This window comes from Kribbella qitaiheensis (genome assembly GCF_042657745.1).
GTDB lineage: Bacteria > Actinomycetota > Actinomycetes > Propionibacteriales > Kribbellaceae > Kribbella > Kribbella qitaiheensis.
Genome location: NZ_JBHSKE010000045.1, coordinates 18,569 through 31,485, shown reverse-complemented (window position 1 = coordinate 31,485; position 12,917 = coordinate 18,569). Strand labels below are relative to the sequence as shown.

Below are 12,917 nucleotides of genomic sequence, written 5' to 3'. Positions count from 1 at the left end.
GATTCTGTCCGCAACGAGCGGCGACGGCAACCTCCTCCCGCCCGCATGAACCGACAGCGCCGGCAAGTAGACGCCAACCGATCGGGACAGCGCAGAACTGTCGCCTCGAACCACGTTCTTGTGGCTACAGTGGGTGCCCCCGGCAGGATTCGAACCTGCGCCGCGCGGTTTAGGAAACCGACGCACCACACCGCCATACGCCCCACCAGGCGTGTCTGGCCAACTCCAGTTCGGCCGATCTTGACTCCAGTTGCCTCGGATCGACGCCTCTTTGTTCCCATGGTGTTCCCACGCTGAACTGATGACCGACTGGCGGAACCGGTCTGCGGCTGATGGTCTGGCCAGGTTGGGAGAGGATCCGCAGCCGGGCCCGGCCGCGGACTATGCCCAACTATTGGGCGCCGCTGGTGGCGGCTTCGGCTTCTGGCCGGGGAGCCGCCGGCCGGCGGCCTGCGCCGACCAGGACCTGGACGACGGCAAGCAGGGCGAGCACGATCGCCAACGACCAGAACAGCCGCGACAGTGAGATCTCGTTGCCCCAGAGCAGGACCACGACACCCAGCAGGCCAACGGCAACGCGCAACCATCGGGCATTGGCTGCGACCCATCCACCGGCGCTGCCGACCGGGCTGTCGGCCATCGCCGCGCCGACCGACTCCAACCCACCGGCGACAGAGCTCCGCACGGCGGTCCCGTACCTGTTGGATCCGGTGAACCAGCCGGTCACGACGAGGATCAGTCCGAGCCAGAGGAACACCTGCCGGCCGCGATCGAGGTAGACAAGCAACGTGTCGTAGAAGACTCTGCTCGCCGGGCCGAAGGTGGTGCCCGCCAGTTGGTCGATGAACAACTGCCGTCCGACCGACAGTGCCAGTGCCAAGAGCAGCGCGTTGGCCGCCACGACGGCCCCGATCCAGACCGTCATGCGTGGACGCCGGCGCGCGAGCAGCAGAGCCGCCAGATAGAGCGCCGCCACGACCACGATCAGCCACTGCGCCACCGGATTGGCGAATGCGTAGATGGTCCGGAGCTGCTTGAGTTGCGGGGCCTCCATCAAGACGACCTGCCGATCCGATTCCGGGATCGGGACCTTCTCCACGATCGTGAGCCCGCGGTCGACCAGGCGTTGCTTGACCTGCTCGATGACGTCGGAGACGTCCAGCACGACCTGGTCGCCCTGCAGTGAGACGGAGCCGGACTCATCGCCCGACAGCACGCGCTGAAGGCCCTGCTGTGCCCTGGTGTTGACCGCGACCCAGATGTCGTCAAAGGCGTCCGAGGCGAGGAAGGCCCGGACCTGGTTGTCGATCAGGCTGTTGATCGCGGCCGACAACGGTCCGACGAGTTGCTGCAACCGGGGCCGGTCGGTGATGACCCCGGCGAACACGTCGTTGAGGATCGCCTCGATGTCGACCTGCTTCTCGATCGCGTCGGTGACCTTCGTCGCGATCACGTCCTGCACCTGCGGCGAGTTCACCAGCGGGCTCACCGTATCCACGTAGCGCTGCGTGTCGTTCAGCGTCCGCTGTCCCCAGTACGCGACCGCCGCCGGCGTCGTCAACAACCCGGCCAGCACTACACAGAGGACCGCGAAGACGGAGCGGGTCTTCGACGGCCGCCCGCCTTGTGGCGCTTCAACGGGTACGGCGGGTTCCGGGCCGCTCGGCAAGTTGGCTGCTGGGTCAGACATGCTCTGTGTCCTCGTCTCCGGCGCTACCAGTAGCGCCGTTCCTCAGGTCCTTGGAAGCCGGCGGTTGCTGCCCGCAGCCGCCGCCATCGAGCGTCCTGAATCTGAATCGCCTGATGCCAAGCACCGCTTTCCCCCTCCAGTTGCAGCTCGATGCACCTCGCGGGATAGCGAAGCTCGTCCTCCGCGTCGGTACCGAGGCGTTGGTCCCCTTGACTCAGCGGCGATCGTCTCGCCGGTCTCCGCGGTCGTCTCGGCGGTCGTCTCTCCGGTCGGATCGCCGGTTGACTCCGTGGGCCACCACCGCAGCCGTGGCGACCGTCGTAGCGGTGCGGGCGACGGGTGCAGGTCCAATCGCGGAGGCGCGGCGCGCGCGTCGTCTGGCCATTGGCATGTCAGGCTCCTTCTCGCTCTACTGTTTCCTCGCTCTGTTCATCGTCCGCTTCGAGTGCAGCGAGCAGAGCCTGGGTCGGGATACGCCCACTGGCCACGAGCAGAACGCCTGAGGCCCGCACCGTCGAGGCGAATGGGGCTGCCCATTGGTTCTCCCACACCAGTACTGCTGCCGAGCTCCCGGGCTCGATAGCAGTCACGTCGTCCTCGCTGAGCAGCAGCGCCAGTTCAGCCTCGTACCCGCGCAGCTCTCCGACCTCCCCCTCGTCGAGGTCGGAGAGCTCGAACGACTCGAGCGACCCGTCGGAAGCCTTCTTCGGCACCAACAGGTCCAGTACCCGGATGAGGCCGCGGTCGACGAGGTCACGCAAGGCCGGCGCGATCTGTCCGTTGAACCTGCTTCCCGGGAACTCGGCCACGACCCAGTCGACCGGTCCCAGTTCACCATTGCTCGTGTCGTCCATTGGCACGCTCCTCACGTACGGAGGAAGCTGGCGCGGATCCAGTCCCTCAAAGTTCGCTGTTTCGCATGTGTGAGCCCCAGCTTTGGGCCGGTTGATCGGCGTCGCATCATGTCTTCTGCGTGAAACCAGTCAGCTGCCCCCTCACGGCGCTCCAGGACGCCGAGAGATTGCCACGGCCCGGCTGCGAGCACGTGCAACTCACCGTTCAGCGGTGTGCGGGGAGCTCCCGCAGGTCAGCGATTCGCCGATCACCGCAACGGCCAGCGCGCCCGAAACCGTTCCCGTCCACCAGCAACGCTCCGGTGTGGCTGAGCAAAGCCAGGACCAGGACGCCGAGGATCCCGAGCGCTTCGGCCAGCACGAATCCCGTGGAGACGAACACGATGGGAGCGGTGAGCCCCGCCCGTTGAAGCGGTCGCGCGAGCATGCACCAGCCGACGATGCTGGCCAGGACCACCGCCGAAACAGAGCAGTCATCGACCTTTGTCCAATCATGGTCGCGAGGTGTCGGCTCGCTGAGCTGCACGACTTCAACGTGATCATCCGGGCGGGGATGAAGGGGTGTCGTCACGCAGAATGCGTGAAGGTGGCTGTCTGTCCATCCACGAGCGCATCTGTGCCGGTTTCTCGGGGGCGAGGAGCCCGTTCACCTGATCTGCGTGATGCTGGCCGATGTCTCCTCGTCCAGTGTGGTGAGAGCTTCTCCTGGGACAGATTCATGGGGTGCCAAGCGGGTGGAAGGATGGTGTGACCGTTGGACCACATCGACCTGCTGCGCCGTCTTGCGATCAATGACGAACGCATGCTCGAGAGGCTCGTCGGCGCAGCCACGCCGGAAATCGACCCTGTGCTGGACCCGCGGACGCTGGCGCTGGTCCGGCTGGCGGCGGTGGCTGCGGTCGGCGGCGCGGTTCCGACCTACGGAGCACAGGTCGATGCCGCGGTGGATGCGGGCGCGAGCGCGGCCGAGATCGTCGACGTGCTTGTCGGTGTACTTCCCGTTGTCGGGATTCCGCGGGTTGTGTCAGCGGCCCCGAAGCTGGCGCTGGCGCTGGGATACGACGTCGAAGACGCCGTGGAGCTGTAGTCGGATGGGCGACTTCGGCTACTCGCCGAGCAGCCCGATCGCGGTCGCTTGATGCACTGCGGCGTCGCGTGATGATACGCCGAGCTTGCGATAGATCGACGAGACCTCCGAGCTCACCGTGTTGCGGGAGACAAACAGCCGCTGGCCGATCTGGCTGATCGTGAGATGCGTCTGGAGGTACGGCAGCAGCCTGAGTTCTGCCGGGGTGAGGGGTTGCCGGGCAGCGGCTCCGGTCTGCGTTCTCACGGTAAGGAGCTGACGTAGCGCGGAGACCTGATCGACGAGGCTGCCAAGATCAGGTCGGTGCAGCAGGACGTCGTCGATCTCACGCAGGAGGTGACGAGCGGTCGCATGGTCGCCTCGCGCCAGGTGAACCTTGGCGAGCTGTAGCCGGGTGCCTACAGCGAGAAAGGGCAGCACGAACGTGCACGATGGGCGTGCCCGCATGGCCCGCGTGATCTGGCGGTCCGACTCGCCCAGGTCACCGCTGTGCAAGGTGAGGCGGGCCGCCGCGGCAAAAGCGAGCACGCTCGTGGCGTAGTCGTGCATCCGATGCTCGTCGATCACGACGAGGACCCGTTCGAGGCGTTCGGCAGCCTCCGCCCATCGCCCGCGATCCATCGCCACCAATGAGAGCTCGGATTCGCTGAGAACGAGCGAGTCGGCGTTGGACATCATGGCTGCGGCCGACGACGACTCGGTGAACAAGTCGCACGCCTGGTCAACCTGGCCGGTGAGCAGATGCGCCTCGGCGGACAAGAAGAGCGCCGTATCGCGCCACGGGCTGGTTGGAGGCTCGTTGGCCACCGCGAAGCTTGCCTCCGTCATCATGTGCTCTGGGCCGGACGCACACATGGCGGCCCGCAACATCGACCGCGCGAGGTCGAAAGACGTGCCCCCCACGGACGCAAGGTCAAACGAAGCAGCGTCGAGGATCGCCGCCCACCGCTGCGCCTCGGCGGTCTGCCCGGTCAACGCAGCGACCCAGCCGGCGAGCACGGCGAGCGGCGGATAACCTTCGATAGCGGAGTCACCGAGCGCCGCGAGCCACCGCTGCACAGTCGACATGTGGCCGGCCTTGTAGGTCGGCAGGACCAGTTGTGCGGTCAGCTGGACGCACCGGTCTCGCTCGGCGGTGTTCAGCAAGTGCTCGAGGGCGAGTGCCGGGGATCCGTTGGCCTCGTACCAGTCGGCCGCCCGGAGGTGCAGTTTCGTGATGACGTCGGGCTCGACGCGACGCAGCTCACCGAGCAGAAATTCCCGGAACAGTGTGTGATAGCGGTACCAACCCCGCCCCCGGTCAAGCGGGATCAAGAACGAGTTCGATGATTCGAGGGCACGCAGCCGCCGCTGCCCGCCCGACTCTCCGAGGACGGCATCACACAGCGGGGCATTGAGCTGGTCGAGCACCGCCGTGCGCCGCAGGAACCGCTGCGTGGTCTGGGGCAGCTGGCTCAGCGACTCGCGGTACAGGTAGTCGGCAACGAACCGGTCGTCGCCGGACACCGCCTGCCTCCCGCCGTGGTTGTCGCGCGCGATCACTGCGGCGAGGTAGAGGCCGGCTGGCCAGCCTTCGGTCCGCTCGGTCACCGCGGCCGCCGCCTCGCGAGAGATGCTGACGTGCGCCTGCGCAAAGATCTGCTCGGCTCCGTCGGCATCCAGGGCCAATTCGTCTGGCAGCAGCTCCACCGCATCGCCCAACGCGCGCAGCCGTGGTAGGAGCGGCTGCTCCGAACGACTCGCAGCCACCAGCTGTGAGCCGGCAGGAATCCCCGAAATCACCACCCCCAGTACGTCGTGACAAGCCGGTGACCGGAGTTCCTGGAGGTCATCCAGCATGAGCACGAACGGAGCCGGGCTAGCGCTGAGCGTCGAGGCGAGGTGCGGCGCTGCGCGGCCCAGAGCGGATACTCCCAGTCCACCCATTGCGGCAACGAGTCCGGCGTTGCCCGGCGAGACTCTGGCGTACGCCGACGCCAGCAAGGTGAGCAGCGCCACCGGGTCATCGTCGAAGCGGTTGAGAGACACCCACCCGACTCGACGATCTTCTGCGAACGCCCACTGAACCAGCAGCGTTGACTTGCCGTAGCCAGCGGGCGCGGTGACGCCGACAACGCGGCAGTCGCTGCTCCGAGCCCGCTCGATGAGCTCGGCCCGACTCACCCAGCCCGGGCGAGGCTGCGGGATCGAGAACTTGACGTCGAGCAGTAGCCGATCCAGCCCCCCGGCTGTCGGCGCATCCCCCTGAGGATCTCCGCCCACGGTCCAAGCGTATACCGATCACCGCCCGCTCAACCCTCACTCAGGTTTGACAACGCGCGAGCACAACTGGGCCGCGGTAGCAGCTGAGATGACCAAATTTCACGCGAAGTGTGCGATGCGGGGGCTTCACCGCCGCGGTGGGATGAGGTGAAGCGACATATCGACGTCCGACCAGGGATGTGTCCGATGACGGCTGACTTCGGGACACGAGCACGCCGGTTCCGCACTGGCGTGGCGCCGGTCGCTGTCTGTGCCTACCTCGCAGCAGAGGCAGTCGCCTCCCCGGCCGCTGGATCCGGGGCGAACTCGGGCAGTAGTCGAGTTTCGCCGGGGGTTCGCGTCGGGGGTGCGGATCAAACAACAACAGGAGGTACCTGATGAGTTCCGACCGGCATGCGCGCGCGATGTTGCCGATTCCTGACCGTCCGTCGCCTGGTCTGACTACGTACGACGCGAAGGACCCGGACACGCGGTTCCCTCCGATCGAGCCGCTGCTGCCACCTGAAGGCGCCCCGAACGTCTTGATCGTGTTGCTGGACGACGTCGGGTTCGGTGCGTCGAGCACGTTCGGGGGTCCGTGTCGCACGCCGACGGCGGACCGGCTGGCGGCGGGTGGGCTGCGCTACAACCGGTTCCACACCACGGCGCTGTGCGCGCCTACCCGAGCAGCACTGCTGTCCGGCCGTAACCATCACTCGGTCGGGATGGGCAGCATCACCGAGACCGCGACCTCGGCCCCCGGGAACAGCTCGATGCGCCCGAACACCAAGGCGCCGCTGGCGATGACATTGAAGCTGAACGGGTACTCCACGGCGCAGTTCGGCAAGTGTCACGAGGTCCCGGTCTGGCAGGCGTCTCCGATGGGCCCGTTCGACGCGTGGCCGTCGGTTGGTGGGGGGTTCGAGACGTTCTACGGTTTCATCGGTGGCGAGAACAACCAGTGGGACCCGGCCTTGTACGACGGAACCACCCCGGTCGAGCCTCCCGCGACACCTGAGCAGGGTTACCACCTGACCGAGGATCTGGCCGACCGGGCCGTGAACTGGGTGCGGCAGCAGAAGGCGCTGATGCCGGACAAGCCGTTCTTCGTCTACTTCGCGCCGGGTGCGACCCACGCCCCGCACCATGTCCCGACGGAGTGGGCCGACCGGTACGCCGGCCAGTTCGACGACGGCTGGGACGTGCAGCGCGAGCGCACCTTCGCCCGGCAGAAGGAGTTGGGTGTCATCCCGGCCGACGCCGACCTGACGTCGCGGCACGCCGAGATCCCCGCCTGGGACGAGATGGCCGACGAGCTCAAGCCGGTACTGGCCCGGCAGATGGAGGTGTACGCCGGGTTCCTCGAGCACGTAGACCACCATGTCGGCCGGCTCATCGACACGATCGAGGATCTCGGGGTTCTGGACAACACCATCGTCTACTACATGATCGGCGACAACGGTGCGTCGGCCGAAGGCACCCTCAACGGGGCCTTCAACGAGATGGCGAACTTCAACGGGATGGCCGCGCTGGAGACGCCGGAGTTCTTGGTCAGCAAGATCGCCGAGTTGGGCTCGCCCAGCTCGTACAACCACTACTCGGTCGGTTGGGCCTGGGCGATGAACGCCCCGTTCCAGTGGACCAAGCAGGTGGCCTCGCACTGGGGCGGCACCCGCAACGGCACGATCGTGCACTGGCCGAACGGGATCGAGGAGCGCGGTGGGCTGCGGACACAGTTCACCCACGTCATCGACGTCGCCCCCACGATCCTCGAGGCGGCCGGGCTACCCGAGCCGACCATGGTCAACGGCGTACAGCAGTCGCCCATGGAGGGCACCAGCATGCTGGACACCTTCAACGATGCCGCCGGGCCCGAACGGCACGACCTGCAGTACTTCGAGATGTTCGCCAACCGCGGGATCTATCACCGGGGTTGGAGCGCGGTCACCAAGCACCGCACCCCCTGGGTCATGGTCGGCGGCAGCCTGCCGGCGTTCGACGACGACGTCTGGGAGCTCTACGACGGCACCGACGACTACAGCCAGGCCCATGACCTCGCGGCCAAACAACCCGAGATGCTCGCCAAGTTGCAGCGGCTCTGGCTGATCGAAGCCACGAAGTACAACGTGCTGCCGATGGACGACCGCACGTCCGAACGTCTCGAGCCCTCGATGGCCGGCCGGCCGACCCTGATCCACGGCAACTCCCAGCAGTTCTTCCCCGGGATGGGAAGGCTCTCGGAGAACAGCGTGGTCAGCATCAAGAACAAGTCGTTCTCGGTCACCGCCGACGTGGTCGTCCCCGAGGGCGGAGCCGACGGCGTGATCATCGCCCAGGGCGGCAGATTCGGAGGATGGACGGTCTACGCCAAGCAGGGCAAGGCCAAGTTCGCCTACAACGTGCTGGGCATCCAGGAGTTCGCGACCGAGGCAGATTCCCCGATCCCGGTGGGCAACCACCAGGTGCGGATGGAGTTCGCCTACGACGGCGGCGGCCTCGCCAAGGGAGGCAACGTCACCCTGTACTACGACGGCACAGCCGTCGGCACCGGCCGGGCCGAAGCAACCCAGCCGATGATCTTCTCAGCCGACGAAACCACCGACATCGGCTACGAATCAGGCACCACCGTCACCCCCGACTACACGCCCGCCACCAGCCGCTTCACCGGCAAGATCAACTGGGTCCAGATCGACCTCGGCGACGACAACCACGACCACTATCTCGACCCCGAGGAACGCCTCCGGATCGCGATGGCACGACAGTAGGCGGAGGTCCGCACGAACCCGACTGCGTATGAAACTGTTTTCGATGGGTGCCCCCGGCAGGATTCGAACCTGCGACGCACGGTTTAGGAAACCGACGCTCTATCCCCTGAGCTACGGGGGCGCACGATGGACCCTGGTGGCGGGCCGTGGGACAGCCTAGCGGAAGCGAGCGGACTGACGTCACGGAGTTACCCCGCGCTCGGTCCACTGGATGGGCCCGGGCTTTGACCTGTGGACGGGCTTGCCCGGTCGTGATGGGGCGAGGTCGCCGCCGGGGCGGTTAGCCCGTGATGGCGGAGACGCCTAGGTGGCCGGAGATTGAGGCGTAGCGTTCGGCGTACAGGGTGGTGCAGCGGGAGGCGGAGCAGCCGGAGCCGGCGAAGGTTATGCCTCGGATGGTGGCGCCGGTGGAGGACGGGCGGGTGTAGACGGGGCCGCCGGAGTCGCCGCCGATGATGGCTACGGAGCCGCCTCGGGTGGCTCGGATGACGTAGGTGGTGCAGCCGTCGGTGTCGCAGTAGCTCGCGCTGAGCGACTGGACGGTGATGCCGCAGAGGGACGTGCTGTAACTGCCGGACTGGCAGACGACGGTGCCTATGGCCGGGTCGCCGCCGCCCTTGACAGTGCGGATGTCGACGGAGTCGCCGGGGCCGTCCGTCCAAATCTTCGCGCCGTACGAGCTACCGGTCACCAGGGACTGGTCGTAGTCGGGGTAGTTCGTCCGGATAGTGGTCGTGCCGTAGTAGTTGCTGCCGGAGCGCCAGATGGTGCCGACGCCGCCACAGTGGCCGGCGGTGACGGATCCGCGCTGGCCCGTGGAGCGGCGGATGACCGAGAAGCCGGCTGTGCAGTTCTTGATCGCTGAGGTGATCCGGGCACCACCCCAATGGCCGCCCGTCGGGGTGTCGTTGAGCCTGGTCAGCCGGGCCGCGCCGCTAGCGACGACCTGTACTCCGTCCATGGCCTGCAGGGCCGCGAGGGACGCCGGCGTGGTGGTCGCCTTGTCGTATTCGACGAGGATGTCCTCGGTGGCCGGGTCCAGGTCGACCGTGTAGGTGGTCTTCGTGGCGTCCGTCCAGGAGCGTCCGCCGACCTCGTTCCACGCGGCGGCGATCGAGCCTGCGGAACGGCAGCTCCGCTCGACCTTCAGCATCTTCATCCCCGCGGCAGGCACGTTCTTCGCGACAGCGGCCTGGTACTTCTTCTCGTCGACCACCGAGTCGTCGACGACGACCTTGTACCCCGTTGTGGCTGTGCCGAGTACGCCGACGATCCCCTGGCTGAGGCCATACGGCAGGCCGGAGGTCGGGCGGCCGGTGGCGTCGAGCGGCTCGATCGAGCGCATCGCGGCGGCGACGCCTTCGCCGATGGCCTGGCCGAGCGGGCGGGAGTCGGTCGAGCTGGTCGGCTGGGACAGCCGCACGGAATCAGTCGAGGTGGTCGTCGGGTCCGCGTGGTTGCAGACCACGGGCGACGTCGCGGCGGCCGGTGGGGTCACCGCGGCGGTCGACGGGAGCGCCGAGACCGACAAAACGGTCAGTGACACTGAGCAAAGAGCGAGCAGGGGGACGGTAGCTGAGAGTCGCACAAAGCTCCCCAATCGGTGGACGGCCTCCGTGAATCGTCCGGTCAGGACCGCTCATAGTCAATAGCCGATCACCGTACGCAAGCAAATTTGACTACCGTGCGCGAGCGTATCTCGCAACTTCAAGCCCGTCGCCGGCGAAGAACTGCAGCGTCGTCTGGTTGCTCACGATCCGCTTCGCCGCCTGCAGGATCGCCGTGTGCGGCACGTTGTCGCAGCCGACCAGGCGCTGAGCGCCGATGCGGGCGGTGAACTCGCCGCGCTGGCCGATGGTGAACGTGCCCTGGAGCCCGTTGCAGCCGTCGGAGCCGGTCCATGTGCCGTCGGAGTTGAAGGTCAGGATCGGGTCGTCCGGGCGAGCCGCCTTGAGGGCGGTGAACCCGTCCAGCCGGACCGGCCGCCAACTGCCGGCCAAGGTCTGCATGGTTGTGACGGGCGTCGTCGCGGCAGGTGTGGTGGCAGCCGCGCTCGGGCTCCCTGCAACCGGTGCGGGCGACGACCCGTTCAGGCTGAACGCGACGCCCGCGATCACGGCCACCGCCGCGGCGGCAGCGCCGGCGGCGAGCCACGTACGGCGCTGGGCTCGCCGGACGCCGGTGGTCACGCGGCTGGCTAGATCGGGAGCCAGGGGCACGGAAGCAGCGGCGCGTTCGAAAGTGGCGCGCAGGTCTTCCTCGAGCTCTGTCTTACTCACGACAACCTCTCATCAACACGGTGGGACTGCCTCGATTTCCGCAGCGCGGCGAGCGCTCTGCTCGCGGTCGCGCGGACGGAGGACGGCTTGATGCCGAGCAGGTCGGCGATCGTCCGGTCGTCCATGTCCTGGTAGTAGCGCAGCACCAGGACGACCCTTTCCCGGGCCGACAACCTGGCGAGGGCCCGCCAGAGGTCGTCGGAGTTCACGATGTCGGTGGCGGGGTCGGGCACCGTGGTGTCGGTGTCGAGCTCGGCCGCCGGGGCCTCGGTGAAGGACCGCCGGCGCGTCATCGACAGGTAGGAGTTGATCAGGATCCGCCGCACGTAGTTGTGCGGGTCGTCCGCCCGCTGCACCTTGCGCCAGGCCCGGAACGCCTGCATCAGCGCGATCTGGGCCAGGTCCTCGGCTCGCTGGTAGTCGCCGGAGACGGTGAACCCGAGACGCACCAGTTCCTGCCCGCGTGCGGACGCGTACTCCTCGAACTCCACTCGCAACTCCCCAACTGGACGTACAACACCTCACACCTAGTAGACGCAGTGAGCTACCCAGGGTGCTGCAGAGATTCACGCACAGTTGCGTCTCACCCCAGCAGGAACGCCTTGACCTGGTCCCGCCCGGTCGTGTCCGAACGGCTGCCCTGTACTCCGTGCCCACTGCCCGGTACGACGACCAGTCGCGCCTCGCGAGCGTGGTCCTTCGTCCAAGTGGCCCATTCCGGCGGGCAGAACAGGTCGTTGCCGCCCTGCAGGATCAGCGTGCGCGGGGTCAGCACCTGTCCGGCCGGGTACTCCGAAGCGCGCGACGTCCACCGCAGGCACCCCTCGATCATCATCTGGTTGCGCGCGGTGCGGACGTCGTACGGAGAGAGCCGGGCCGGGTCGAGACGCCGTACTGCGGACTCCAGGGCGGCGGGGCGGGAAGCGAGTGGGGTGGCGGAGTCGCCCCAGGGGAAGCGGAGGTCCGAGCACAAGGTGGCGAGGTGGAGGCCGGCCGAGAGTTCGTCGAAGGCCGCGCCTCGACTGGTCGCCTGCTGGAAGAGTTCCTTGAGCGCGGCGGTATCGCCGGAGCGCGCGTCGTTGAGCACCTTCGCGATGCCCTCGAACGATGGGTTGACCGAGTTCAGGCTCAGGATCGACAGCGACTCCATCAGCGCGGTCCCGTTGAGCGGGGAGCCGTCGATCTGGCCGTGCCGCACCAACCAGGCCAGATCAGCCACCGGGTCCGTAGTACAGGCGGGGTCGTGGCGGCAGGAGGCGGCGAGCACTGTGCCGGTGGCGGCCATCAAGTCGACGCCGAACGGGTCTATACCGCCGTGCGGCACCACGGAGTCGAGTACGAGCGACCGCACGTGGCTGGGGTAGCGGAGCCCGTACTGCGCTGCGGTGAAGCTTCCGTATGACGTGCCGTTGAGCGTGAGCTTGTCCTGCTTCAGGAACTGGCGCAGGTCTTCGGTGTCCTCGACCGTGTCGGGTGTTCCGTAGAAGTCCTTGCTGGAGCCGAGTTTCCTGGCGCAGGCAGCCACGGCATCAGCCGGGGGAGTCAGGAAGTCCGAGCCGCCGATAGCCGTCTGGAGCTCGGGGCAGTCGATGCCGGTGGAGCCGGTGCCGCGCTGGTCGAACATGACGAGCCTGTACTCGCGCAGGACCGCCGGGTCCAGGTAGTTGCGAACCCGCGCGAGCAGAGAGACACCAGGTTGGCCCGGGCCTCCTGTGAGCATCAGGAGCACGCCGCGCGGGGCATCGACGTTGTCGGCCGCAGCTACGGCGAGTTCCAGCATCGGGCCCGAAGGCTTGCGGTGATCCAGCGGCACGCGCAGCGTCGTACAGGTGAAGCCGGGGGTTCCGGCGCAGGCGGGTGATGGGCTGTCTGCCGGGCCCGCGCAGGCAGCGGACGTGCTGATCACCAGCAGAGCGACGGCCAGTCGCACCAGCCGCATTCGGCCTCCCGGAGCGGGTTATGCCGATCAGCGTGCAGCCAACGCGAGGCAGTGGCAAGGGT

Annotated in this window: 10 protein-coding genes and 1 tRNA gene; 2 read left to right on the top strand and 9 right to left on the bottom strand. The window is 67.3% G+C overall.

What is annotated here, in order from left to right; translation table 11 throughout:
- Positions 1 to 391 precede the first annotated feature (391 nt).
- The 3 genes from ACFPJ1_RS28310 to ACFPJ1_RS28300 form a co-directional block, all read right to left on the bottom strand.
- Positions 392 to 1,690 carry a hypothetical protein gene (locus tag ACFPJ1_RS28310; RefSeq protein ID WP_380108496.1) on the bottom strand — a complete coding sequence of 433 codons (1,299 nt, stop codon included), beginning with the start codon at positions 1,688 to 1,690 and terminating at the stop codon, positions 392 to 394.
- Between the two features lie 392 nt (positions 1,691 to 2,082).
- A complete protein-coding gene (locus ACFPJ1_RS28305) occupies positions 2,083 to 2,544 on the bottom strand; it encodes a DUF6325 family protein (RefSeq protein WP_380108494.1) in 462 nt (153 codons plus the stop codon).
- Positions 2,545 to 2,749: 205 nt separating this feature from the next.
- Entirely contained in the window at positions 2,750 to 3,001 is a 252-nt protein-coding gene (locus tag ACFPJ1_RS28300; protein ID WP_380108492.1) for a hypothetical protein, read from the bottom strand.
- A 297-nt stretch (positions 3,002 to 3,298) separates the two neighbouring features.
- On the opposite strand from ACFPJ1_RS28300, the gene ACFPJ1_RS28295 reads away from it, so the two are divergent.
- Positions 3,299 to 3,631, top strand: coding sequence for a carboxymuconolactone decarboxylase family protein (locus tag ACFPJ1_RS28295; protein ID WP_380108491.1), 333 nt, complete (start codon positions 3,299 to 3,301; stop codon positions 3,629 to 3,631).
- 18 nt (positions 3,632 to 3,649) lie between these two features.
- Here the strand turns inward: ACFPJ1_RS28295 and ACFPJ1_RS28290 are convergent, their stop codons facing one another.
- Positions 3,650 to 5,893: a helix-turn-helix transcriptional regulator gene (locus ACFPJ1_RS28290; RefSeq protein ID WP_380108489.1), complete on the bottom strand. Its 2,244-nt coding sequence runs from the start codon at positions 5,891 to 5,893 to the stop codon at positions 3,650 to 3,652.
- A 377-nt stretch (positions 5,894 to 6,270) separates the two neighbouring features.
- Between ACFPJ1_RS28290 and ACFPJ1_RS28285 the strand changes: the two genes are divergently transcribed.
- Positions 6,271 to 8,637, top strand: coding sequence for an arylsulfatase (locus tag ACFPJ1_RS28285; protein ID WP_380108487.1), 2,367 nt, complete (start codon positions 6,271 to 6,273; stop codon positions 8,635 to 8,637).
- 48 nt (positions 8,638 to 8,685) lie between these two features.
- Here the strand turns inward: ACFPJ1_RS28285 and ACFPJ1_RS28280 are convergent.
- From ACFPJ1_RS28280 to ACFPJ1_RS28260, 5 genes are all read right to left on the bottom strand, one after another.
- Positions 8,686 to 8,758 (bottom strand) — tRNA-Arg (locus ACFPJ1_RS28280).
- 159 nt (positions 8,759 to 8,917) lie between these two features.
- Complete coding sequence (locus tag ACFPJ1_RS28275; RefSeq protein WP_380108486.1) at positions 8,918 to 10,183, bottom strand: S1 family peptidase; 1,266 nt, start codon at positions 10,181 to 10,183, stop codon at positions 8,918 to 8,920.
- Positions 10,184 to 10,316: 133 nt separating this feature from the next.
- Entirely contained in the window at positions 10,317 to 10,916 is a 600-nt protein-coding gene (locus ACFPJ1_RS28270) for an META domain-containing protein (protein ID WP_380108484.1), read from the bottom strand.
- Positions 10,913 to 11,407, bottom strand: a complete 495-nt coding sequence (locus ACFPJ1_RS28265; RefSeq protein ID WP_380108483.1) for a SigE family RNA polymerase sigma factor — start codon at positions 11,405 to 11,407, stop codon at positions 10,913 to 10,915. The genes ACFPJ1_RS28270 and ACFPJ1_RS28265 overlap by 4 nt, the downstream gene beginning before the upstream one ends.
- A 92-nt stretch (positions 11,408 to 11,499) precedes the next feature.
- On the bottom strand, positions 11,500 to 12,855 hold the full coding sequence (locus ACFPJ1_RS28260; RefSeq protein ID WP_380108482.1) for an alpha/beta hydrolase: 1,356 nt from the start codon (positions 12,853 to 12,855) through the stop codon (positions 11,500 to 11,502).
- Between the last annotated feature and the right edge of the window lie 62 nt (positions 12,856 to 12,917).